The 21,736-nt window shown below is 66.8% G+C and carries 21 protein-coding genes; 11 read left to right on the plus strand and 10 right to left on the minus strand.

Going from position 1 to position 21,736, the window contains the following annotated elements; all coding sequences use genetic code 11:
• The first annotated feature begins 58 nt into the window (after positions 1-58).
• Positions 59-871, plus strand: a complete 813-nt coding sequence (locus tag WS45_RS15255) for a mechanosensitive ion channel family protein (protein ID WP_059700668.1) — start codon at positions 59-61, stop codon at positions 869-871.
• Positions 872-1,036: 165 nt separating this feature from the next.
• On the opposite strand, the gene WS45_RS15260 is transcribed toward WS45_RS15255, so the two are convergent.
• The gene (locus tag WS45_RS15260; protein ID WP_059700741.1) at positions 1,037-1,720 is read right to left on the minus strand and encodes a DedA family protein; all 684 of its coding nucleotides are present in this window, start codon (positions 1,718-1,720) and stop codon (positions 1,037-1,039) included.
• Between the two features lie 171 nt (positions 1,721-1,891).
• Here WS45_RS15260 and mutL point away from each other — a divergent pair, with 171 nt between their 5' ends.
• Entirely contained in the window at positions 1,892-3,886 is a 1,995-nt protein-coding gene (mutL, locus tag WS45_RS15265; protein WP_059700669.1) for a DNA mismatch repair endonuclease MutL, read from the plus strand.
• Complete coding sequence (gene miaA / locus WS45_RS15270; protein ID WP_059700670.1) at positions 3,883-4,860, plus strand: tRNA (adenosine(37)-N6)-dimethylallyltransferase MiaA; 978 nt, start codon at positions 3,883-3,885, stop codon at positions 4,858-4,860. The genes mutL and miaA overlap by 4 nt, the downstream gene beginning before the upstream one ends.
• A 126-nt stretch (positions 4,861-4,986) precedes the next feature.
• Here miaA and WS45_RS15275 read toward each other — a convergent pair whose 3' ends face one another.
• The gene (locus WS45_RS15275) at positions 4,987-5,838 is read right to left on the minus strand and encodes a LysR substrate-binding domain-containing protein (protein WP_059700671.1); all 852 of its coding nucleotides are present in this window, start codon (positions 5,836-5,838) and stop codon (positions 4,987-4,989) included.
• Between the two features lie 113 nt (positions 5,839-5,951).
• Here WS45_RS15275 and WS45_RS15280 point away from each other — a divergent pair, with 113 nt between their 5' ends.
• Positions 5,952-6,614, plus strand: a complete 663-nt coding sequence (locus WS45_RS15280; protein WP_059700672.1) for an FMN-dependent NADH-azoreductase — start codon at positions 5,952-5,954, stop codon at positions 6,612-6,614.
• A 190-nt stretch (positions 6,615-6,804) separates the two neighbouring features.
• Here WS45_RS15280 and purM read toward each other — a convergent pair whose 3' ends face one another.
• Positions 6,805-7,860 (minus strand): phosphoribosylformylglycinamidine cyclo-ligase, encoded by a 1,056-nt coding sequence (purM, locus tag WS45_RS15285; protein ID WP_059700673.1) that lies wholly within the window; start codon positions 7,858-7,860, stop codon positions 6,805-6,807.
• A gap of 247 nt (positions 7,861-8,107) precedes the next feature.
• Between purM and hda the strand changes: the two genes are divergently transcribed.
• From hda to panB, 6 genes are read left to right on the plus strand one after another with little or no spacing between them, the layout of a single operon-like run.
• A complete protein-coding gene (hda, locus tag WS45_RS15290) occupies positions 8,108-8,842 on the plus strand; it encodes a DnaA regulatory inactivator Hda (RefSeq protein ID WP_006760485.1) in 735 nt (244 codons plus the stop codon).
• Positions 8,843-8,853: 11 nt separating this feature from the next.
• A complete protein-coding gene (locus WS45_RS15295; protein ID WP_059535426.1) occupies positions 8,854-9,531 on the plus strand; it encodes an HAD family hydrolase in 678 nt (225 codons plus the stop codon).
• A 5-nt stretch (positions 9,532-9,536) separates the two neighbouring features.
• Positions 9,537-11,072, plus strand: a complete 1,536-nt coding sequence (gene pcnB / locus WS45_RS15300) for a polynucleotide adenylyltransferase PcnB (protein ID WP_059535424.1) — start codon at positions 9,537-9,539, stop codon at positions 11,070-11,072.
• Positions 11,073-11,107: 35 nt separating this feature from the next.
• Positions 11,108-11,650, plus strand: a complete 543-nt coding sequence (gene folK, locus WS45_RS15305; RefSeq protein WP_059535422.1) for a 2-amino-4-hydroxy-6-hydroxymethyldihydropteridine diphosphokinase — start codon at positions 11,108-11,110, stop codon at positions 11,648-11,650.
• On the plus strand, positions 11,647-12,333 hold the full coding sequence (locus WS45_RS15310; protein ID WP_059465459.1) for a deoxynucleoside kinase: 687 nt from the start codon (positions 11,647-11,649) through the stop codon (positions 12,331-12,333). The genes folK and WS45_RS15310 overlap by 4 nt, the downstream gene beginning before the upstream one ends.
• A 44-nt stretch (positions 12,334-12,377) precedes the next feature.
• Complete coding sequence (gene panB / locus WS45_RS15315; protein ID WP_059535421.1) at positions 12,378-13,193, plus strand: 3-methyl-2-oxobutanoate hydroxymethyltransferase; 816 nt, start codon at positions 12,378-12,380, stop codon at positions 13,191-13,193.
• A 135-nt stretch (positions 13,194-13,328) separates the two neighbouring features.
• Here panB and WS45_RS15320 read toward each other — a convergent pair whose 3' ends face one another.
• From WS45_RS15320 to grpE, 5 genes are all read right to left on the minus strand, one after another.
• Entirely contained in the window at positions 13,329-15,242 is a 1,914-nt protein-coding gene (locus WS45_RS15320) for a chorismate-binding protein (protein ID WP_059700674.1), read from the minus strand.
• Positions 15,243-15,246: 4 nt separating this feature from the next.
• A complete protein-coding gene (gene dnaJ / locus WS45_RS15325; RefSeq protein ID WP_059535417.1) occupies positions 15,247-16,383 on the minus strand; it encodes a molecular chaperone DnaJ in 1,137 nt (378 codons plus the stop codon).
• Between the two features lie 253 nt (positions 16,384-16,636).
• Complete coding sequence (gene dnaK / locus WS45_RS15330) at positions 16,637-18,589, minus strand: molecular chaperone DnaK (RefSeq protein WP_059535415.1); 1,953 nt, start codon at positions 18,587-18,589, stop codon at positions 16,637-16,639.
• A gap of 147 nt (positions 18,590-18,736) precedes the next feature.
• The gene (locus WS45_RS15335; RefSeq protein ID WP_059700675.1) at positions 18,737-19,177 is read right to left on the minus strand and encodes a thioredoxin family protein; all 441 of its coding nucleotides are present in this window, start codon (positions 19,175-19,177) and stop codon (positions 18,737-18,739) included.
• Between the two features lie 10 nt (positions 19,178-19,187).
• The gene (gene grpE / locus WS45_RS15340; RefSeq protein ID WP_059465453.1) at positions 19,188-19,733 is read right to left on the minus strand and encodes a nucleotide exchange factor GrpE; all 546 of its coding nucleotides are present in this window, start codon (positions 19,731-19,733) and stop codon (positions 19,188-19,190) included.
• A gap of 351 nt (positions 19,734-20,084) precedes the next feature.
• Here grpE and WS45_RS35655 point away from each other — a divergent pair, with 351 nt between their 5' ends.
• Positions 20,085-20,246 (plus strand): hypothetical protein, encoded by a 162-nt coding sequence (locus WS45_RS35655; RefSeq protein WP_006476841.1) that lies wholly within the window; start codon positions 20,085-20,087, stop codon positions 20,244-20,246.
• On the opposite strand, the gene WS45_RS15345 is transcribed toward WS45_RS35655, so the two are convergent.
• Complete coding sequence (locus tag WS45_RS15345) at positions 20,218-20,625, minus strand: RNA-binding S4 domain-containing protein (protein ID WP_059535412.1); 408 nt, start codon at positions 20,623-20,625, stop codon at positions 20,218-20,220. The genes WS45_RS35655 and WS45_RS15345 overlap by 29 nt on opposite strands.
• 5 nt (positions 20,626-20,630) lie before the next feature.
• On the minus strand, positions 20,631-21,695 hold the full coding sequence (gene hemH, locus WS45_RS15350) for a ferrochelatase (RefSeq protein ID WP_059700676.1): 1,065 nt from the start codon (positions 21,693-21,695) through the stop codon (positions 20,631-20,633).
• Positions 21,696-21,736: the final 41 nt, after the last annotated feature.

Consider the following 21,736-nt stretch of genomic DNA (forward strand, 5'->3'; position numbering starts at 1 on the left):
ATAACCGTGCGACGAATATCGGCCTCAGGCCGTTCTTTAAACCCGTCTTGGAGCCCTCATGCCGAACCTGGAATCCGCCCAGCAATTCCTGATGACCCGCGGCCTCGACTTTGGCCTCAATCTCCTCGCCGCGATCGTGTTGTGGTTCGTCGGCCGCTGGGCGATCCGCATCGCCACGCGCCTGCTCGGCAAGGTCGTGCGCCGCAGCGGCAAGGTCGACCCGACGCTCACCGACTATCTGACCTCGGTCGTCAGCGTGCTGCTGACGATCCTGCTGATCCTCGCGATCCTGCAGATCTTCGGCGTGCAGACCACGTCGTTCGCCGCGCTGCTCGCCGGCCTCGGCCTCGCGATCGGCACCGCCTGGGGCGGCCTGCTCGCCCACTTCGCCGCCGGCGTGTTCATGCAGGTGCTGCGGCCGTTCAAGATCGGCGACGTGGTCAGCGCGGGCGGCGTCACCGGCACGGTGAAGGAACTCGGTCTGTTCGGCACGACGATCATCACCGCCGACAACATCGTGACGATCGTCGGCAACAACAAGATCTTCTCGGACAACATCTCGAACTACAGCGCGACGCCGCATCGCCGCGTCGACCTGACCGCCAAGATCGCGAACGGCGTGGATGCGGTCGATGCGATCAACCGCCTGAAGTCGCAGATCCAGCAGATCCCGAACGTGCTGCCTCAGCCGGCGCCGGACGTCGGCGTGCTGCAGTTCACGCCGGAAGGCCCGCTGCTGTTCGTGCGTCCGTCGACGCAGCCGGAGAACTACTGGCAGGTGTACTGCGATACCAATCGCGCGATTCTCGAGACGTTCCGCGACGCGCAATACCCGACGCCCGAAACGCCGATCTTTCATCGCACGACCTGACGGAACGATGGCGCCCGACGGCCGCCGGATTCTGGCTGAAGCAGCCTGCGTCGAGCAGCCGGAACGGCCGATACCGCCACTCGGCAATCGGCCGGACCGCACGGACGAAAAAAAAGCGTGGCAGCCGCCACGCTTTTTTATTGCGCCGAAGCGAAAACGTTCGGCTCAGTGGCCGCCCGTGTTCGGCGTATCGCCCGATCGCCGCCCGCGCACCAGCTTCCACAGCGCGCCCAGCGCAACCGGCACGATCGCCGCACCGATCCCGGCCAGCACGATCACGTTCAGATACTGGCGGATGAACGGAATATTGCCGAAGAAGTAGCCGAGCAGCACCAGCAGCAACACCCAGACCAGCGCGCCGATCACGTTGAACAACTGGAAGCGCGCGACGCTCATCGACGACGCGCCGGCGACGAACGGCGCGAACGTGCGCACGACCGGGATGAAGCGCGCGAGCACGATCGTCTTGCCGCCATGCTTGTCGTAGAACGTGTGGGTCTTCTGCAGCGCCGCGCGATCGAGGAAACGCTCGAGCACCGGGATATGCGTATTGAACACCTTCGGCCCGATCCAGCGGCCGATCAGGTAGTTCACGGTATTGCCGGCAATTGCCGCGACCAGCAGCAGCACGATCAGCCCGCCGACGTTCATGTCGCCCGTCGCCGCGAACGCGCCGCCGATGAACAGCAGCGAATCGCCCGGCAGGAACGGCAGCACGACGAGCCCCGTCTCGCAGAACACGATCAGGAACAGCACCAGATACACCCACGCACCGTACTGCCGGATGAAGTCGCCGAGGAACGCGTCGATATGCAGGACCAGGTTGACGAAATGAAGCAGCGTATCCAAATGCGATTCCTCGAAGGCGAAAGGGCCGGAACGGCCGAAAAAGCGGAAATGCCCGCCGGACAAGGCGGCGCGCGGAACGGAGCCATCATACCGAAACTACCTTAAGGCTCCGTGAAAAAACGTAACCGGCCGCGGCCCGGCACGCCCCCGCCGCCTCGCTATAATTCGGCCATGTCCGAAATCACCGAAACGGCCGCGGGCGCCGCGCCCGCCCCTGCTCCGCGCCCGCTGCGCGCGATCCAGCCCCTGCCCGACCAGCTGATCAGCCAGATCGCGGCCGGCGAGGTCGTCGAACGCCCGGCGTCGGTCGTCAAGGAGCTGCTCGAAAACGCGATGGACGCCGGCGCGACGACGCTGCGCATCGTGCTCGAGGAAGGCGGCGTCAAGCGCATCTCGATCACCGACGACGGCTGCGGAATCCCGCCCGACGAACTGCCGCTCGCGCTGATGCGTCACGCGACGAGCAAGATCCGCTCGCTCGAGGAGCTCGAGGCGGTCGCGACGCTGGGTTTTCGCGGCGAAGCCCTCGCGTCGATCGCGTCGGTCGCCGAAATGTCGATCACGAGCCGCACGGCCGACGTCGCGCATGCGACGAAGATCGACGCGACCACGGGCGCGCTGTCGCCGGCCGCCGGCGCGGTCGGCACGACGATCGAGGTGCGCGAGCTGTACTTCAACACGCCCGCGCGCCGCAAGTTCCTGAAAAGCGAGCAGACCGAGTTCGGCCACTGCCTCGAAATGATCCGCCGCGCGGCGCTCGCGCGGCCGGACGTCGCGATCTCGGTGCTGCACAACGGCAAGGCCGTCGAGCACTGGAACGCGACCGAGCCCGCACTGCGGGTCGCGAAGATTCTCGGCGACGGCTTCGCGACCGCGCACCTGCCGCTCGACGAGCAGGCCGGGCCGCTCGCCGTCTACGGCTGCGCGGGCCTGCCGACCGCGAGCCGCGGCCGCGCCGACCAGCAATACTTCTTCGTCAACGGCCGCTTCGTGCGCGACAAGCTGCTCACGCACGCGGTGCGCGCGGCGTACGAGGACGTCCTCCACGGCGATCGCTACCCGTCGTACGTGCTGTTCCTCGACCTGCCGCCGGAAGCCGTCGACGTGAACGTGCATCCGTCGAAGATCGAGGTGCGGTTCCGCGATTCGCGCTCGATCCACCAGTACGTGTTCCACGCGGTGCAGCGCGCACTCGCTCGCCACGCGGGCGCGTCGCCGGAAACCACCGCGGGCGGCCATGCCGCGCAACTCTCGCCGGCGCCGAGCGGCCCCGCGTCGTTCCTGAATACGCCGCTCGGCCAGGGCGCGGCCACCGGCACGGGCGGTAGCGGCTTCTCGTCGCCGCCGTCATCGTCTTCGTCGGGCAACACGTGGATGCGCCAGGCGCGCATGACGCAGGGCACGCTGCCGGTCGCGCAACCGCTCGCGCTCTACGATGCGCTGTTCGGCCGCAAGGACACGGGTGCGGGCACACCGGACGGCACGACGATCGTCGCGCGCGATTCGGCCGAGGCGGCCAATGCGCCAGCTGCGCCGCTGCCGGGCTTCGCCGCGTCGTCGCTTGGCGCCGCCGTACACGACGAGCAGCCGCTCGGCTTCGCGCTCGGCCAGATCCACGGGATTTACGTGCTCGCGCAGAACGCGCACGGCCTCGTGATCGTCGACATGCACGCCGCGCACGAACGGATCCTCTACGAACAGTTCAAGAACGCGCTCGCCGACCGCACGGTCGCGGTGCAATCGCTGCTGCTGCCGATATCGATGACGGCGACGCCGGTCGAGATCGGCACGGTCGAGGAAGAACGCGACACGCTCGAATCGCTCGGCTTCGACCTCGCGGTGCTGTCGCCGACGACGCTCGCGATCCGCGCGGTGCCCGCGCTGCTGAAGGACGCCGACTTGCAGTCGCTCGCGCGCGCGGTACTCGCCGACCTGCACGCGTTCGGCGGCTCGCGCGTGCTCACCGAGCGCCAGCATGAGCTGCTCGGCACGCTCGCGTGTCACCACGCGGTGCGCGCGAACCGGCGCCTGACGCTCGACGAGATGAACGCGCTGCTGCGCCAGATGGAAGCGACCGAACGCGCGGACCAGTGCAATCACGGCCGGCCGACGTGGTATCAGCTCACGCTGAACGATCTCGACCGTCTCTTCATGCGCGGCCAATGAACGCTTCACCGCAGTCCCGCCCAACGACGATCGCCTGCCTGCTCGGCCCCACCGCATCGGGCAAGACGGCCGCGGCGCTGGCGCTTGCCGCGCGCCGTCCGATCGAGATCGTCAGCGTCGATTCGGCGCTCGTCTACCGCGACATGGATATCGGCACCGCGAAACCGACGCGCGACGAGCGCGCGAGCGTGCCGCACCACCTGATCGACATCATCGACCCGGCCGACGCCTATTCGGCGGCCGAATTCCGCGCGGACGCGCTGCGCGTGATCGGCGAGATCGCCGCGCGCGGCCGCACGCCGCTGCTCGCGGGCGGCACGATGCTGTACTACAAGGCGCTGACGCAGGGCCTCAACGATCTGCCGACCGCCGATCCGGCCGTGCGCGCGGAGCTCGATGCCGACGCCGCGCGCGACGGCTGGCCGGCACTCCATGCGCGGCTCGCGCAGGTCGACCCGGCGACGGCCGCACGGCTCGCGCCGAACGATTCGCAGCGGATCCAGCGCGCGCTCGAAGTGTTCCTGCTGAGCGGGCAGCCAATGTCGGCGCTGCTCGCCGCGCCGCGCCGCGCGGACGATGCAGCCGCCGCGTACCGCTTCGTCCCGGTGGCGCTCGAGCCGTCGGACCGCGCGGTGCTGCACGCGCGCATCGCGCAACGTTTCGACGCGATGCTCGACGCGGGCTTCATCGACGAAGTCGAACGGCTGCGCCGCCGCGAGGATCTGCATCTCGGCCTGCCGTCGATGCGCTGCGTCGGCTACCGGCAGGCATGGGAATTCCTCGACGGCGACACCGATTACCGGACCATGCGCGACAAAGGCATCTTCGCGACGCGCCAGCTGTGCAAACGGCAGATCACTTGGCTGCGCGCGATACCCGAGCGGATCGTCGTCGACTGCGTCGCGCCGGATTCGACCGACCGCGCGGTTGACGCGCTCGAGCGCGTGCTGGACGGCCGTATCGAGGATCGCTAACGGAGCCCCATCGGCCCGCATCGCCCCTGCCCCGAAAAGAAGCTCTTCGCGGAATTTCATGAACCGATGACGATGCGTGTGCCTCTGGCCGCGAAGATCCCGGCTCTGTCGCCGCGATGACCGCGGTCATCCGTTGTGCGCGAATGCCAGCACGATCGCGTTGCCCAGTTCATCAACAACCCGGTCCGACGCACCCGGGGCCGCGAACATCGTGAACTCGACATCGGGCAGGGCCGGCAGGCCGGCATCCGGGGGGATCGCACGCAAGCCGTGCGCCAGTTGTGTATGCACGATTGGCGTCACCGCAAAGCCCGCGTGCGCGGCAGCGCACAGGCCTGCGCCGCTCGGACACACGAGCACGATCCGGTAATCCACGCCCGCGCGGGCCAATGCTGCCAGCGAGGCCTCACGATACGGGCACGGTTCCGGCAGCAGCGCGATCGGCACCGGTACGCCAGGCGTGAGCGGCGCCCAATCCGCACCGGCCCACACAAGCGGCTCGCGCCAGAGCACGCGTCCGGTGGGCCCGCCGTGGCAGCGTCCACCCATCACCACATCCAGCTCGCCGTGATCCAGCGCCTGGAGCAGTTCGCCCGGGATACCGACCCGGATGCTGAACGCGATGCGCGGGTACCGCGCGGCAAACGCCTGCATCACATGCATCAGCCTGACATTGGCGAGGTCTTCCGACAGACCCACGCGGATCGCGCCCGCACTCGGTTCGCGCAGCAGTTGCGCCCGCGCGTCCTGATTGAGCGCGAGGATGGCGCGCGCGTAACCCAGCAGCAGTTCGCCGTCCACCGTGAGCGTGACCGAGCGCGTGGTGCGCACGAGCAGGTCACGGCCGATCTGTTTTTCCAGGCGCCGAAGATGCGCGCTGACGGCGGACTGCGTCAGATTCAGACGGGCCGCGGCATGCGTGAATCCGCCTTCCTGGACGACGGCCACGAAAGAGCGCAACAAAACGGTATCGAACATGAGATGTCCCGCAATACAGTGCGAATGCTACTGAATAGCGCGATGATACTTCGTTTATATTTCGAATCGAACTATGTTCTGATGAGGGCCGTCAACCCGTCAGGAGCCGTTCCATGTCGACCTTGCTGCATATCGAATCTTCTCCGCGCAAGTCGCGGTCCGCATCACGCGACGTTGCGCACGCGTATCTGGAAGCCTGGCGCGACGCGCATCCGAAGCATCGGGTCGACGTGCTCGACCTCTGGGCGACGCCATTGCCGGAACTCGACGGCGATGCGCTCGATGCCAAATACGCGGACTTGAGCGGCACGCCGCTCAGTGAAGGCCAGCAACAAGCGTGGGCAGGTTTCCGGCAACTCGCGCAGCGGATGCACGACGCGGATACGCTGCTGTTCTCCGTGCCGCTGTGGAATTTCTCCATCCCCTACAAGCTCAAGCATTTCATCGACGCCGTGTCCCACCGCGGCCTCCTCTTCTCATTCGACGAGCGTGGGTTAGCGGGATTGCTGAACGGCAAGAAAGCAGTCGTGATCTACGCGAGAGGCCTCGACTATTCGAGGCAATCGAGCACGCCCGCCGAGTCGTTCGACTTTCAGCGGCCGTTTCTTGAAGCGTGGCTGCGCTTCATCGGTATCACCGACATCGAATCGATCATCGTCGAGAAAACGCTGTTTGGACCTGAAGTCGATCACGCGGGCAGAGAGGCTGCGCGCGAACAGGCAGTGACGCTGGCACACGCAGCTTCATCATCCGCTTCGGCTTCGGTTGATGGCTGAACTGGCCATGGCTGGAAGCATCAACAACGCCATCAACGTCATCGAGCGTCGGGCTTAAGGGTATCCGGACGGGGAGTCCTTCTCCCCGGAGATTCGCGTCGCGTCCTCCGGGAATCCTCGAAGAACCGAAAAAAAAGCCGCCCGGATCGACTCCGGGCGGCTTTCCTTGCTGCATCTTGCGTGCGGTGCGTCAGACCACGACCGTCTGCGCCTCGCCTTCACGGCTTGCACGCACGGTGCCGATCTTCCATACCTGCTCGCCGGCGGCCGTCAGATCGGCGATCGCTGCGTCGGCATCGGCCGCCGCGACGATCACGGCCATCCCGATCCCGCAGTTGAACACGCGGTGCATTTCGGCGTCGGCGACGCCGCCGTGCTCCTGCAGCCACTTGAACAGCGGCGGCAGCGGCCACGCGTTCTGGTCGAGCTCGGCCGTGAGGCCTTCGCGCAGCACGCGCGGAATGTTCTCGACGAGGCCGCCACCGGTGATGTGGGCCATGCCCTTCACCGACACCTTCTGCATCAGCGCGAGCAGCGGCTTCACGTAGATGCGCGTGGGCGCCATCAGCGTGTCGGCCAGCGAACGGCCGTGGAAATCGGCGGACAGGTCGGGGTTCGCGCGCTCGATGATCTTGCGCACGAGCGAGAAGCCGTTCGAGTGGATGCCGCTCGAGGCAAGGCCGAGCACCACGTCGCCTTCGGCGATCGTGCTGCCGTCGATGATCTTGCTCTTCTCGACCGCGCCGACCGCGAAACCGGCCAGATCGTATTCGCCGTCCGGGTACATGCCCGGCATTTCGGCCGTCTCGCCGCCGATCAGCGCGCAGCCCGACAGTTCGCAGCCGTGCGCGATGCCCTTGACGACCGTTGCGGCCGTGTCGACATCGAGCTTGCCGCACGCGAAGTAGTCGAGGAAGAACAGCGGCTCGGCACCCTGCACGAGGATGTCGTTCACGCTCATCGCCACCAGGTCCTGGCCGACGGTGTCGTGTTTGTTCAGATGAAAGGCCAGCTTGAGCTTGGTGCCCACGCCGTCGGTGCCCGACACGAGCACGGGCTCCTTGTACTTCTTCGGCACTTCGAACAGCGCGCCGAACCCGCCGATGCCGCCGAGCACGCCGTCGCGCAGGGTTTTCTTCGCAAAAGGCTTGATCTTGTCGATGAGCGCGTCGCCTGCGTCGATGTCGACGCCTGCGTCGCGGTAGGACAGACCCTGAGCGTCGGGAGCGGATTTCGGAGGATTCATGGGGGAATGCGAGAAGGTCGGTAAAATGCGATTTTACCCGAAGCCGGCCCGTTGGCCGGAATTCCCAGCACCGAATCGTCAGGGATTGCATCTTGGTCGACACGTCCCCGTTTTCATCGCCACGCGAGCCGCGCCGAAACCCGCGCGCCGCGGTGCGTGCGGCCGCGTGTGCAGGCACCGGAGCAGCCCCCCGCGCGTGCCCGGCGTACGGCGCGCGTTTCATCAACCGACCCGCATTGTGACTGTTGTGTCCCGTCAACTGACGCTCGATCTCGGCACGCCGCCGCCCGCCACGTTCGACAACTTCATCATGAATGAGGAGAACGACGAGCTCATCTCGCGGCTCCAGAAGCTCGACCTCGCGCTCGCGGCGGGGCCCGTGCCGGACCGGTCGTTCTATATCTGGGGCGAGCCCGGCAGCGGCCGCACCCACCTGCTGCAGGCGCTCGTGAGCGACGCGTCGTACGGCTACGCGCGCTACCTGACGCCGCAAAGCCCGCTCGGCGCGTTCACGTTCGACCCGCGCATCGGCATCTACGCGATCGACGACTGCGACCGGATGAGCGACACGCAGCAGGTCGCGCTGTTCAACCTGTTCAACGAGGTCCGCGCGCACCCGTCGAGCGCGTTCGTCGCGGCGGGCCCCGCGGCGCCGCTCGCGCTCGACGTGCGCGAGGATCTGCGCACGCGCCTCGGCTGGGGGCTCGTGTTTCACCTGTCGCCGCCGTCCGATGCCGGCAAGATCGCCGTGCTGAAGCTCGCGGCGAAGGAGCGCGGGATCGCGCTCACCGACGACATCGCCGCCTACCTGCTGACCCATTTCCGCCGCGACATGCCGAGCCTGATGGCGCTGCTCGACGCGCTCGACCGCTTCTCGCTCGAGCAGAAGCGCGCCGTCACGCTGCCCCTGCTGCGCCGGATGCTGGCCCGCCCCGGCGACGACATCGCACCACCGGGCACAGGCCCGAACCGCTTCGAGTAAAATGCGCATCCATGACTAATCTGGCACTCTTTGACCTCGATCACACGCTGATCCCGACCGATAGCGACCACGAATGGGGCCGCTTCATGGTGAAGCTCGGCATCGTCGACGCGGAAAGCTTCTCGCGTCAGAACGATCAGTTCTTCGCCGACTACAAGGCCGGCAAGCTCGACATCCATGCGTACCTGTGCGCGATGCTCACGCCGCTCGCGAAGTATTCGCGCGCGCAGCTCGCCGAATGGCACGAGCAGTACATGCACGAGGTGATCCGCCCCGCGATGACGCCCGCCGCGCTCGAACTCGTGCGCAAGCACATCGATGCCGGCGACCTGTGCTGCGTCGTGACCGCGACCAACGAGTTCATCACGCGTCCGATCGCGACCGCGTTCGGCGTCGACACGCTGATCGCGTGCGAGGTCGAAACGACCGACGGGCACCCCGACTCGCCGTACACGGGCCGGCCGACCGGCACGCCGAGCTATCGCGAGGGCAAGATCGTGCGCACCGAAGCGTGGCTCGCGTCGCTCGGCAAGCACTGGGACGACTTCGAACACAGCTACTTCTACAGCGACTCGCACAACGACATCCCGTTGCTCGAGAAAGTCACCGACCCGATCGCGACCAACCCCGACGACACGCTGCGTGCGCATGCAAGCGACCGCGGCTGGCGCATCCTCGATCTCTTCTGAACGTCGTGATCAAAAAATTCATTCGCAAGCTGCTCGGCCAGGACGGCGCCGAACAAACGTCGCCCGTCGAGGCGCCCGCCGCCGACACGGCCCCTGCCCAGCGCCCCGCGAAGGGTAGCCGCGGCAGCACCGCCAGGAAGCCGCGCAGCAATCACGAACCGACCGTCGTGCCGGCCAGCGTGCACCAGATCGATCCGTCGCTGATCTCGCGCAATGCCGTACGCGTGACCGACACGCTGCAGCAGGCGGGCTTTCGCGCGTTCATCGTCGGCGGCGCGGTGCGCGACCTGCTGCTCGGCATCGCACCGAAGGACTTCGACGTCGCGACCGACGCGACGCCGACCGAGGTGCAGCGCCTGTTCCGCCGCGCGCGCCTGATCGGCCGCCGCTTCCAGATCGTCCACGTGCAGTTCGGCCAGGAACTGATCGAGGTGTCGACGTTCCGCGCCCTGGTCGACGCCCCGCCCGAAGCCGCCGCGGCCGAGCCGCCGAAGCGCCTGAAGCGCGACGAACTCGATCGCCGCACGCATGCGGTGGACGCCAGCGGCCGCGTGCTGCGCGACAACGTGTGGGGCGAACAGCACGAAGACGCCGCGCGCCGCGACTTCACGATCAACGCGATGTATTACGACCCGTCGACGCAGACGGTGCTCGACTACCACGACGGGATGGCCGACATGCGCGCCCGTCTGCTGCGGATGATCGGCGACCCGGCCACGCGCTATCGCGAGGATCCGGTGCGGATGCTGCGCGTCGTGCGTTTCGCGGCGAAGCTCGGCTTCGAGATCGAGCCGCACACGCGCGAGCCGATCAACGCGCTCGCCGACCTGATCAACAACGTGCCGGCCGCGCGCCTGTTCGACGAAATGCTGAAGCTGCTGCTGTCGGGCCACGCGCTCGCATGCCTGAAGCAGCTGCGCAAGGAAGGCCTGCACCATGGGCTGCTGCCGCTCCTCGACGTCGTGCTCGAACAACCGCAGGGCGAGAAGTTCATCACGCTCGCGCTGAACAACACCGACGCGCGCGTGCGCGCCGGCAAGACGGTGTCGCCGGGCTTCCTGTTCGCGACGCTGCTGTGGCACGACATGCGCCAGCGCTTCGAGCAATACTCGGCGGAAGGCGAATTCCCGGTGCCGGCGCTCCATCGCGCGATGGACGACGTGATCGACATGCAGACCGAGAAACTCGCGATCCACAAGCGCTACTCGGCCGACATGCGCGAGATCTGGGGCCTGCAGCTGCGCCTCGAAAAACGCTCGGGCCGCAGCGCGATGCGGCTGCTGGAACACCAAAGGTTTAGAGCGGGGTATGATTTCCTCCTGTTACGCTGCGAATCCGGCGAGCTCGATGCGGAAGTCGGACAGTGGTGGACGGATTTCATCGAAGGCGACGCGGCCGCGCGCGAGGCACTCCTCACGCAGGGCGGCTCGAAGGAAAAATCGCCCCGCAAGCGGCGCCGCCGCGGCGGTGCGCGAAATCGCAAGCCGGGCGAAGGCGCCGCCGAGCAGGCGCCGGACACCGCGGGCGGTTCCGACGACTGACGCGCTCGCCGGCGAACGACGTAGGAAGTGATGCCATGACGGTTGCATATATCGGACTGGGGGCGAATCTCGGCGATGCGCGCCAGACCCTGAAGGACGCGGTGGTGTGCCTCGCGCAGCAGCGCACCATCTCGATCCTCGGCAAATCGAGCCTGTATCGCACGGCGCCCTTCGAAGCGGGCGGCGACGATTACTACAATTGCGTCGTCAAGCTCGACACGACGCTGTCGGCCCGTGAGTTGCTCGCGCTCTGCCAGAAGATCGAACATCACTTCGGGCGCGAGCGCCCGTATCGCAACGCGCCGCGCACGCTCGACCTCGACATCCTGCTGTTCGGCACGGATTCGATCGACGAACCCGACCTGATCGTCCCGCATCCGCGCCTCACCGATCGCGCATTCGCGCTCGTGCCGCTCGTCGAGATCGAGCCCGCGCTCGACATCCCCGCGCGCGGCCGCGCCGATGCGTACCTCGCCTCCGTCGCGGATCAGCGCGTCGAGAAGGTGCAGACCTGTCAGTGCCTGATGCAGAAGGCCCTTGCCGCCGGCGCTGACGCCGACAAGAACCGCTGCCGATGAACATCACTCCGCTGACCGTCACCGCGCCCGACCTGCGCGCCCCGCATCGCTATCTGGTGATCGAAGGGCCGATCGGCGTCGGCAAGACGACGCTCGCGCGCCTGTTCGCCGAGCGCTGGTCGATGCAGACGCTGCTCGAGCGCCCGCAGGACAACCCGTTCCTCGAACGCTTCTATCGCGACACCGCGCGCTACGCGCTGCCCGCGCAGCTGTCGTTCGCGCTGCAGCGCGCGCAGCAGGCACGCGAACTGATCGGCGCACTCGATACGGGCCGGCCCGTCGTCGCCGATTTCATGCCGCAGAAGAACGACATCTTCGCGCGGCTGAACCTGCCGGAAGACGAATGGCAGTTGTACCGGTCGATCGCGACACACCTCGACGTCCCGCAGGCCCCCGCGCCCGATCTCGTCGTCTATCTGCAGGCGAGCCCCGAAGTGCTGTTCTCGCGCATCCAGAAGCGCGGGCTGCCGATGGAGCTGCAGATCAGCGACGCGTACCTGCGCTCGCTCGTCGATGCGTACAACGAATTCTTCTATCACTACGACCGCACGCCGGTGCTCACGGTCGCAGCCGAACATCTGAACCCGCAAGACTCCCCCGAAGACCTCGCGCTGCTGATCGAGCGCATCGACACGATGCGCGGCCGCAAGGAATTCTTCGTCAAGGGCGAAACGACGCGCTGACGCGTCCTCGCCCGTCGTTCCTCCCCCATCGAACCGGATTTCCCATGACCTATCTCCAGGAATCGAGCCGGCCTGCCGTCACTGTGCCCAAGCTGCAGGCAATGCGCGAAGCCGGCGAGAAGATCGCGATGCTCACCTGCTACGACGCGAGCTTTTCCGCGCTGCTCGATCGCGCCGGCACCGACGTGCTGCTGATCGGCGACTCGCTCGGCAACGTGCTGCAGGGCCACACCACCACGCTCCCCGTGTCGATCGACGACATCGCGTACCACACCGCATGCGTCGCGCGTGCGCAGCCGCGCGCGCTCGTCGTTGCCGATCTGCCGTTCGGCACGTACGGCACGCCGGCGGAGGCGTTCGCAAACGCGGTCACGCTGATGCGCGCCGGCGCGCAGATGGTCAAGCTCGAAGGCGGCGAATGGCTCGCCGACACGATCCGCTTCCTCGTCGAACGCTCGGTGCCGGTGTGCGCGCACCTCGGCCTCACGCCGCAGTCGGTTCACGCGTTCGGCGGCTTCAAGGTGCAGGGCCGCACGGAAGCCGGCGCCGCGCAGCTGCTGCGCGATGCGCGCGCGGTCGAGGACGCGGGCGCGCAGCTCGTGGTGCTCGAAGCGGTGCCGACGCTCGTCGCGTCCGAAGTCACGCACATGCTGAAGATCCCGACGATCGGCATCGGCGCGGGCCTCGAATGCTCGGGCCAGGTACTGGTGCTGCACGACATGCTCGGTATTTTCCCCGGCAAGCGCCCGCGTTTCGTGAAGGATTTCATGCAGGGCCAGCCGAACATCCAGGCGGCCGTCGAGGCGTACGTGAGCGCGGTGAAGGACGGCACGTTCCCGGGCCCGGAACACTCGTTCTGACGCGCGGCCGGCGCCCGTTCGATACGAAAAAAGCGCGGCACCCTTTGCGGGGCGCCGCGCTTTTTCTTTGGATGCCGTGTTGCCGAAGGTCAGCGGTGCCGGTTCTTCCGGCACGCGGCCCCGTCGTTCATCGCGTCATTTCAATACCGCATCGAGCGCGCCGCGCAGTGCATTGGTCAGCAGCAGCGCCTCGGCGCGCGCCAGATCGTCGAGCGTGACGACGCGCTCCTCGGCGCCGAATGTGCGGTCGTCGAGCAGCACGCCGCGCATCACGCCCGGCAGCACGCCGCTCGACAGCGGCGGGGTCACCCACCGGCCGCCGAGCTTCACGAACAGGTTCGAGCGCCCGCCTTCCGTCACCTCGCCGCGCTCGTTGACGAACAGCATGTCGAAGCCGCCAAGCGCCTCCGCCGCCTGCCATGCGCGGTCGTATTCGGCGCGGCGCGTCGTCTTGTGCAGCAGCAGCGCGTCGTCCGTGCGGGTCGGTGCGAAGCCGTGCGCGGACGCGAGCATCACGCCGACCGGCCCGGGGGGCAGCGGTTTCAGCGTCGGGGTCGTGATGTCGACGGTGCCATCCTTCGCGAGCGCGAGCTTCATCCGGTACGGACCGTCGCCGTCGAGCGCCGCGCAGCGCGCGTCGATCTCGCGGCGCAACGCATCGGCGTCGAGGCGGAAGCCGAATGCGTCCGCGCTGCGCCGCAGCCGCGCGAGATGGCGCTCGAGATGCCGGATGCCGTCCGCACGCGTCGCGGCGGTGGTTTCGAACAACTGGAAGCCGGGATCGGCGTCGGTCAGGAATCGCGCTTTCAATTCGCACTCCGCATATTCGTCGGCGGCGACGCTGTCGAGCACGATGCCCGCGCCGACACCCATCGTGCCGCGCCGCCGGCCGGCGGCGGCCGTTGCCGCGTCACGCGTGTCGATCGTTGCGGCGGCATCGACCGTCTCGAGCGTCAGCGTCCGGATCGCGACCGACAGGCAGAAATCGCCGCAGCCGGCCGCCTCGTCGGGCGACGCATCGCCTGCCGATGCGCGTTCCGTCGGTGCGTCGAGCCAGCCGATCGCGCCCGTATAGAGCCCGCGCGGCGTCGATTCGATCGCGTCGATCAGTTCCATCGTCTTGTGCTTCGGCGCACCGGTGATCGATCCGCACGGAAACAGCGCGCGCAGCATCTGCGCGAACGTGGTGCCGTCACGCCAGCCGGCTTCGACCGTCGACGTCATCTGCCATACCGACGCGTACGGTTCGACCGAGAACAGCGCCGGCACCTTGACCGTGCCCGTGCGCGCGATCCGCGACACGTCGTTGCGCAGCAGGTCGACGATCATCACGTTTTCCGCGCGGTTCTTCGGATCGTTCGCGAGGAACGCGGCGGCCGCCGCGTCGTCGCGCGGATCGGCCGAGCGCGGCGCCGTGCCTTTCATCGGCCGCGCGCGCAGCACGTCGCCGTGCCTCTCGACGAACAGCTCCGGCGAGCACGACACGACCCACGCACCGTCGGGCAGCGCGATCAGCGCGCCATAACGCACGGGCTGACGCGCGCGCAGGCGCCGGTACAGCGCGAGCGGCGTGCCGAACATGTCGAAATTCAGCCGGTACGTGTAGTTGATCTGGTACGAATCGCCCGCGCGCAGCGCGTCGTGCACCGCGGCGATCGCCGCGTCGAACGCGTCGCGCGACACGCTCTTCGCGACATGCGCGACGCCCGCGATCGACGGCGGGCCGCCGCCGTCCTGCTGCGCGAGCCACGCGTCGACTTCGTCGCGCGACAGGCGCTCGCAGCGCGCATACAGCAAAAAGCGCAGCGGGGCATGGCCCGGCTGCGCTCTTTCGAGGTTGCGTCCGAATTCGTAATCGCCGACGACGACCGCATGCAGCCCGTCGCGCAGATCCTGCGCCACTGCCGCATCGAGCTCGTCGAGCCGTGCCGGATCCGTGCACACGCGTTCGCGCACGAAACCGGAATACAAACGACTCGACCGCGCGGACGCGGTCGAGTCGCAATCGTCCAAGAGCGCGAACGACGCGCTCTCGTTGCCTTCAGTCATGCCGTTACTCGAAGAAGCTCTTCACCCGGTCGAACCAGCTCTTGCTCTGCGGGCTGTGACGCGCACCGCCCTCGGCCAGCGACTTCTCGAACTGCTTGAGCAGGTCGCGCTGCTGGTCGGTCAGCTTCACGGGCGTCTCGACCTGCACGTGTACGTACAGATCACCCGCGATGCTCGAACGCAGACCCTTGATCCCCTTGCCGCGCAGGCGGAACGTCTTGCCCGACTGCGTGCCTTCCGGCACCGGGAACGTCGCACGGCCGGCCAGCGTCGGCACCTCGATCTCGCCGCCGAGTGCGGCGGTCGTGAACGGAATCGGCATCTGGCAGTGAAGATCGTCGCCGTCGCGCTCGAACACCGAGTGCGGCTTGATGTGGATCTCGACGTACAGGTCGCCCGGCGGCCCGCCGTTGATGCCCGGCTCGCCGTTGCCGGCCGAGCGGATCCGCATCCCGTCGTCGATGCCGGCCGGGATCTTCACTTCGAGCGTCTTGGTTTCCTTCACCTTGCCCGACCCGTGGCAGTGCGCGCACGGTTCGGGAATGTAGGTGCCGGTGCCGTGACACTTCGGGCAAGTCTGCTGGATGCTGAAGAAGCCCTGCGACATGCGCACCGTGCCCTGGCCGTGGCAAGTCGGGCAGGTTTCCGGCTTCGTGCCGGGCTTCGCGCCCGACCCGTGACAGACTTCGCACGACACCCAGCTCGGCACGCGGATCTGCGTGTCGTAGCCGTGCGCGGCCTGCTCGAGCGTGATTTCCATGCTGTAGCGCAGGTCGGCACCGCGATACACCTGCGGACCGCCGCGGCCGCCACGCGCGGCACCGCCCGCGGCCTGACCGAAGATGTCGCCGAAGATGTCGCCGAACGCATCCGCGAAGCCGCCGAAACCCTGTCCGCCCGCACCACCCATGTTCGGATCGACGCCCGCGTGGCCGTACTGGTCGTACGCCGCGCGCTTCTGGTCGTCCGACAGCATTTCATAGGCTTCCTTCGCTTCCTTGAAATGCTCTTCCGCATCCTTGCTGTCCGGATTGCGGTCAGGGTGATACTTCATCGCAAGCTTGCGATACGCCTTCTTGATTTCGTCGTCGCTCGCATTCTTCGCGACGCCCAGAACCTCGTAGTAATCCCGTTTCGCCATATCGATTCGCTGTGCCGTCGCGCGTCACGCACGCGGCGGCTCCTTTCGCCCGCAGTAAAGTCTCTCGACTCGTCTGGCGCTGCGCCGTCCGCGGACGGCTCGCGCAGCACCCGCCAAAAAACAAATGTGCCCGGAGGGCCGCGAAGCCCGCCAGGCGTGGAGTCGATCCGGCCATCCGGAAGGAAAGACAGACCGCTGTTCAGCCGCGCCGCGCGCGTGTCGCGCGCGGCGTGCGGTGCCATGGCAACCCGGCTTAGTCCTTCTTCACTTCCTTGAACTCGGCGTCGACGACGTCGTCCGCAGCCTGCTGCGCACCGCCCGCGTGGGCCGCGCCTTCCGCTGCACCCGCCGCGCCGGCCGCACCGGCCTGCTGCGCCTGCATGTCGGCGTACATCTTTTCGCCGAGCTTCTGCGAAGCCTGACCGAGTTCCTCGACCTTCGCGTCGATCGCCGCCTTGTCGGCCGACGTATCCTTCAGCACGTCCTCGAGCGACTTCAGCGCCGCTTCGATCTTTTCCTTCTCGCCCGCGTCCAGCTTGTCGCCGTACTCGGTGAGCGCCTTCTTCGTGCTGTGGACCAGCGCGTCGCCCTGGTTGCGCGAATCGGCCAGCTCGCGCAGCTTGTGGTCTTCCGCTGCGTTCGCTTCCGCGTCCTTGATCATCTGGTCGATTTCAGCGTCGGACAGGCCCGAGTTCGCCTTGATCGTGATCTTGTTTTCCTTGCCGGTCGCCTTGTCCTTCGCGCCGACGTGCAGGATGCCGTTCGCGTCGATGTCGAAGGTCACTTCGATCTGCGGCACGCCGCGCGGCGACGGCGGGATGCCTTCGAGGTTGAACTCGCCGAGCAGCTTGTTGCCTGCCGCCATCTCGCGTTCGCCCTGGAACACCTTGATCGTCACGGCCGACTGGTTGTCGTCCGCCGTCGAATACACCTGTGCGTGCTTCGTCGGGATCGTCGTGTTCTTGTTGATCATCTTCGTCATCACGCCGCCGAGCGTCTCGATGCCGAGCGACAGCGGGGTCACGTCGAGCAGCAGGACGTCCTTGCGGTCGCCCGACAGGACCTGGCCCTGGATCGCCGCGCCGACTGCGACGGCTTCGTCCGGGTTCACGTCACGGCGCGGATCCTTGCCGAAGAACTCCTTCACCTTCTCCTGCACCTTCGGCATGCGGGTCTGGCCGCCGACCAGGATCACGTCGTCGATGTCCGACACCTTGACACCGGCGTCCTTGATCGCGATACGGCACGGTTCGATCGTGCGCTCGACCAGATCCTCGACCAGCGCTTCCAGCTTCGCGCGGGTGATCTTCAGGTTCAAGTGCTTCGGACCCGATGCGTCTGCCGTGATGTACGGCAGGTTGATTTCGGTCTGCTGGCTCGACGACAGCTCGATCTTCGCCTTTTCAGCGGCTTCCTTCAGGCGCTGCAGCGCGAGCACGTCCTTCGACAGGTCGACGCCCTGCTCCTTCTTGAACTCGCCGATGATGTAATCGATGATGCGCTGGTCGAAGTCCTCGCCGCCGAGGAACGTGTCGCCGTTGGTCGACAGCACTTCGAACTGCATTTCGCCGTCGACGTCCGCGATCTCGATGATCGACACGTCGAACGTGCCGCCGCCGAGGTCATACACGGCGATCTTGCGGTCGCCCTTCTCGGCCTTGTCGAGGCCGAACGCGAGCGCGGCCGCGGTCGGCTCGTTGATGATCCGCTTGACTTCGAGGCCCGCGATACGGCCGGCGTCCTTGGTTGCCTGACGCTGGCTGTCGTTGAAGTACGCCGGCACCGTGATCACGGCTTCCGTGACCGGCTCGCCGAGGTAGTCTTCGGCCGTCTTCTTCATCTTGCGCAGCACTTCCGCCGAAACCTGCGGCGGCGCCAGCTTCTCGCCGTGCGCTTCGACCCATGCGTCGCCGTTGTCGGCCTTGATGATCGCGTACGGCATCAGGCCGATGTCCTTCTGGACTTCCTTCTCTTCGAAACGGCGGCCGATCAGGCGCTTCACCGCGAACAGCGTGTTCTTCGGGTTGGTCACGGACTGACGCTTGGCCGGTGCGCCGACGAGCACTTCGTTGTCGTCCATGTAGGCGATGATCGACGGCGTCGTGCGCGTGCCTTCCGAGTTCTCGATGACCTTGACCTGGTTGCCTTCCATGATGGCGACGCACGAGTTCGTGGTGCCGAGGTCAATACCGATGATCTTTCCCATTTTTCCTAATCTCCAGAAATGCCTGTTTGCTGCGCGAAACCCCGCGTTTTTGGGCAGTTTCGCGCGCCAGAATTCAACTCTGTTCCCGAAATGCGTCCGGCCGATCCGTTTTCAAGACCCGCCGAGCGATGCGGATATTAAATTTTTTCAATCGACGCCGGTAGCTGGATCGTGCGGACCATCGTCGCGGTCCGACGGCGCGCCGGCCGCCGCTGCGATCTTCGCGCGCGCCGCCGACACCGCCGCCTGGAACTGCGCGAGGCCATGCCAGCCGGTCGCGCGGCCGAGCCGCTTGCCGCGGTGGAAAAAGACCCACGTCGGCACGCCGTGCAGGCCGAAGCGGCGCCCTAGCTCATGATGTTCGTACACGTTGCAATGGAACCACTTCAGGTCCAGCGCGCGGATCGCGTCCGGCTGGGCGAGCATCGCCTTCTTCGCGATCTCGCAGTTGAAGCAGTCGACGCCCCAGAAGAACATCACCGCGAGCGCATCGCCGGCGCCGGCGATCCCGGCGTCGAACGTGTCGGTCGCCAGCGCCTGCATGTCGAACGCTTCGAACGCGGCCGGATCGACGCCGGCGGGAACCATCGCGGCAGCCTTACTTCGGCTGGGCGACCGTGACGAGCGCCGGGCGCAGCACGCGGTCCGCGATCGTGTAGCCCTTTTGGAGGACGGTCACGACGGTATTCGGCTCCTGATCGGCCGGCACCATCGAAATCGCCTGGTGCTGGTGCGGATCGAACTTCTCGCCGACCGGGTTGATCGCGACGACGCGGCCCTTCTCGAGCGCGCTCGTCAACTGGCGCAGCGTCAGCTCGACGCCTTCGCGCACCTTCGTGATGTCACCGGACGTGTCGCTGACGGCGGCCTCGAGGCTGTCCAGCACGGGCAGCAGGTGCTCCGCGAAGCCTTCGATCGCAAACTTGTGCGCCTTCGAGACATCTTCCTGCGCACGGCGGCGGACGTTCTCGGTCTCGGCCTTCGCCCGGAGGAAGCTCTCCTGCAGCTCGGCGACCTTGGCTTGAGCCTCCGCGAGCGCCGCGTCGGCTGCTTCGGCGGCGGGAGCAGCGCCTTGCGCCGCCTGCTTCTCGCTGCCGATGTCTTCGGCCGATTGGGTAGCCGGGTTCTCTTGCGTGTTTTCCATGTCGCTGAAAGTCGATTAGAGGTTGAAGCCAAATCGGCAACCGCCGGACCGTATGCCGACGGCACCGCACATTGTTGGTGCAAATAAGGGCGAAAACTGCGATTTCAAGAGGGTTATTCGCCGGCATTCGCCAATACCGCGAAACAACCGCGCTGCGCGTCGCCCGATTGCGCGCATTTGTCGCCAGATTGGACGAAACGGCCTGTAACAACGCTTACCAGGCAAGTACTAGCCCGGCACAGGGGGCTGCACTACACTCCACTCAAGCGTCGAGAAAGCGCGTTTACCCTAGCTTACCGCCGCCTGACATCCACCTGGCGCTGCATTCACCGTCCCATCGAGGCGAGTACCGTGAAACTGACCTTTGCCATATCGGTGGTCGCGCTGGTACTGATTGCCGGCACCACCACCATCTGCCTGTCCGGAGCCGTGACCGACCGCACGACCGAATACGGAAGCGCGCGGGCGACCTTCGACCAGATGTTCAGCTCCCACCAGAAAATCTGTCGATGATGCGCCGGTCGCGCTTGGTCGGCCGGCCGTGCAGTTCCGCCGCCGGCTCGCGATACGTGCGGCGCCGCTCCAGTTCGGCGAGCCGTGCGACGCGCCCCGCTTCCGTTTCCTCGTAAAGCGTCTGCGCGATGCTCGCGGGCCCGCGCACGTCGCAAATGCCCAGCACGGCAATGTGCCAGACGACACCGTCGATCGCAATCTCGACCTCGTCGCCGACGCGCACGTCCTTCGCCGGCTTGACCGCCGCGCCGCCGATCTTCACGTGGCCCTTGTCGACCGCGTCGGACGCGAGCGAGCGCGTCTTGAAGAAGCGCGCTGCCCATAGCCATTTGTCGATGCGCAGCTTCGCGCCGGGTTCCGTCGAAATCTTGTAGTTCATCGCGCTCAACTCACCGTTTCGGGCTGCGCGGCCTTCACCGGCCAGCCCTGCAGATTCTCGGCGACAATCTCGCCCACCGCGCCGATCCACGCGGGCGCGCCGTTCAGGCACGGAATCCGGTGGAAGGCCTGACCGCCGCCTGCGATGAATTCGTCGCGCACCTCCATCCCGATCTCCTCGATCGTCTCCAGACAATCGGCCGTAAAACCGGGACAGAACACGTCCGCTCGCCGCACGCCGGCCTCACCGAGTTCGCGCAGCGTCGGCGCCGTGTACGGCTGCAGCCACTCGGCCTTGCCGAAGCGTGACTGGAACGTCACACGGCACTCGAGCGTCGACAGCCCGAGCGCAGCCATCAGCAGCGCGCCCGTCTGCTGGCACTGTTCATGATAGGGGTCGCCCAGGTCGAGCGTGCGTTTCGGCACCCCGTGAAAGCTCAGCACGAGCTTGTCGCCGGCCGCGAAGTCGGGCCGGCCGTGCTGCGCCCAGTACTGGCGCACCTGCTCGGCGAGCGCATGGATGTAGGCGGGATGGTCGGCATATTGCCGCACCGTGCGCACTTCCGGCTGGTTGCGCATCCGCGCGAGCGCGGCGAATGCGGCATCGAACGCGGTCGCGGTGGTGGACGCCGAATATTGCGGATACATCGGCATCAGCAGCACGCGCTCGACGCCCGCGCGCTTGAACTGCGCGAGTGCCTGCGCAATGCCCGGGCTGCCGTAGCGCATCGCGTAATCGACCGTCACCTGGTAGTCGTTCGATGCGAGTAGGTGGCGCACGCCTTCGGTCTGGCGCTCGGTGTACACGCGCAGCGGCGAGCCCTCGGGCATCCAGACGGCCGCGTATTTCTTCGCGGACAAGCGGCCGCGCAGCGGCAGGATCAGCGTGCGCAGCAGCACCTGCCAGACGACCTGCGGGATTTCGACGACGCGGGGATCCGACAGGAATTCGGCCAGATAGCGCCGCACCGCGCGCGGCGTCGGAGCGTCGGGCGTGCCGAGATTGATCAGCAGCACGCCGATGCGATGGGCGGCCGCAACGCTCGAAGGCGGTTCAAGATCGAAACGCATGGGCAGGAACGTGCTCGGGGCACGCAGTCGGACGGCCCTCA

This window comes from Burkholderia sp. RF2-non_BP3, from assembly GCF_001522185.1.
Lineage (GTDB): Bacteria > Pseudomonadota > Gammaproteobacteria > Burkholderiales > Burkholderiaceae > Burkholderia > Burkholderia diffusa.

Bases quoted from the DNA above. Each gene is read 5' to 3' on its own strand.
- WS45_RS15255 (WP_059700668.1), top strand. From the start codon at position 59: ATGCCGAACCTGGAATCCGCCCAGCAATTCCTGATGACCCGCGGCCTC.
- mutL (WP_059700669.1), top strand. From the start codon at position 1,892: ATGTCCGAAATCACCGAAACGGCCGCGGGCGCCGCGCCCGCCCCTGCT.
- miaA (WP_059700670.1), top strand. From the start codon at position 3,883: ATGAACGCTTCACCGCAGTCCCGCCCAACGACGATCGCCTGCCTGCTC.
- WS45_RS15275 (WP_059700671.1), bottom strand. From the start codon at position 5,838: ATGTTCGATACCGTTTTGTTGCGCTCTTTCGTGGCCGTCGTCCAGGAA.
- WS45_RS15280 (WP_059700672.1), top strand. From the start codon at position 5,952: ATGTCGACCTTGCTGCATATCGAATCTTCTCCGCGCAAGTCGCGGTCC.
- purM (WP_059700673.1), bottom strand. From the start codon at position 7,860: ATGAATCCTCCGAAATCCGCTCCCGACGCTCAGGGTCTGTCCTACCGC.
- WS45_RS15295 (WP_059535426.1), top strand. From the start codon at position 8,854: ATGACTAATCTGGCACTCTTTGACCTCGATCACACGCTGATCCCGACC.
- folK (WP_059535422.1), top strand. From the start codon at position 11,108: ATGACGGTTGCATATATCGGACTGGGGGCGAATCTCGGCGATGCGCGC.
- WS45_RS15310 (WP_059465459.1), top strand. From the start codon at position 11,647: ATGAACATCACTCCGCTGACCGTCACCGCGCCCGACCTGCGCGCCCCG.
- panB (WP_059535421.1), top strand. From the start codon at position 12,378: ATGACCTATCTCCAGGAATCGAGCCGGCCTGCCGTCACTGTGCCCAAG.
- WS45_RS15320 (WP_059700674.1), bottom strand. From the start codon at position 15,242: ATGACTGAAGGCAACGAGAGCGCGTCGTTCGCGCTCTTGGACGATTGC.
- dnaJ (WP_059535417.1), bottom strand. From the start codon at position 16,383: ATGGCGAAACGGGATTACTACGAGGTTCTGGGCGTCGCGAAGAATGCG.
- dnaK (WP_059535415.1), bottom strand. From the start codon at position 18,589: ATGGGAAAGATCATCGGTATTGACCTCGGCACCACGAACTCGTGCGTC.
- WS45_RS15335 (WP_059700675.1), bottom strand. From the start codon at position 19,177: ATGGTTCCCGCCGGCGTCGATCCGGCCGCGTTCGAAGCGTTCGACATG.
- grpE (WP_059465453.1), bottom strand. From the start codon at position 19,733: ATGGAAAACACGCAAGAGAACCCGGCTACCCAATCGGCCGAAGACATC.
- WS45_RS15345 (WP_059535412.1), bottom strand. From the start codon at position 20,625: ATGAACTACAAGATTTCGACGGAACCCGGCGCGAAGCTGCGCATCGAC.
- hemH (WP_059700676.1), bottom strand. From the start codon at position 21,695: ATGCGTTTCGATCTTGAACCGCCTTCGAGCGTTGCGGCCGCCCATCGC.